Source organism: Cellulophaga sp. F20128 (genome assembly GCF_023015805.1).
In the GTDB taxonomy this organism is placed as follows: Bacteria; Bacteroidota; Bacteroidia; order Flavobacteriales; family Flavobacteriaceae; genus Cellulophaga.
On sequence record NZ_JALKBA010000061.1, the window covers coordinates 1 to 760 of the forward strand.

At 50.0% G+C, this 760-nt stretch carries 1 pseudogene; it reads right to left on the reverse strand.

From position 1 onward, the window contains the following. A pseudogene (locus tag MWU65_RS17470) lies at nt 1-760 on the reverse strand (hypothetical protein); the annotation flags it as partial.

The following is a 760-nucleotide window of genomic DNA, read 5'->3' on the forward strand; positions in this document are numbered from 1 at the left end:
ATTCCTTTATCTCCATCTGCTCCTTTGTCTCCTGTTGCACCCTTGTCTCCAACGGCTCCCTGAATACCAACCGGACCTTGAGCTCCTGTATCACCTGTGGCTCCTTTATCACCTGTTGCTCCTTTGTCTCCATCTGCACCTTTGTCTCCAGTATCTCCAGTGGCTCCTTTATCTCCATCAGGACCTTTATCGCCTGTATCACCAGTTGCTCCTTTATCTCCATCAGGACCTTGGGCTCCGATTGGACCTTGATCTCCATCTACTCCTTTGTCTCCTGTTGCTCCTTTGTCTCCATCAGGACCTTGAGCTCCTATTGGACCTTGATCTCCATCTACTCCTTTATCTCCATCTGCTCCTTTGTCTCCAGTCGCACCTTTATCACCTGTTGCTCCTTTGTCTCCTGTATCACCAGTTGCTCCTTTATCTCCATCAGGACCTTGGGCTCCGATTGGACCTTGATCTCCATCTACTCCTTTGTCTCCAGTCGCACCTTTATCACCTGTTGCTCCTTTGTCTCCAGTATCTCCAGTGGCTCCTTTATCTCCATCAGGACCTTGGGCTCCGATTGGACCTTGATCTCCATCTACTCCTTTGTCTCCTGTTGCTCCTTTGTCTCCAGTCGCACCTTTGTCTCCTGTATCACCAGTTGCACCTTTGTCACCAGTGGCTCCCTGAATACCAACCGGACCTTGAGCTCCTGTATCACCAGTGGCTCCTTTATCTCCTGTTGCACCTTTATCTCCTGTATCTCCAGTTGCTC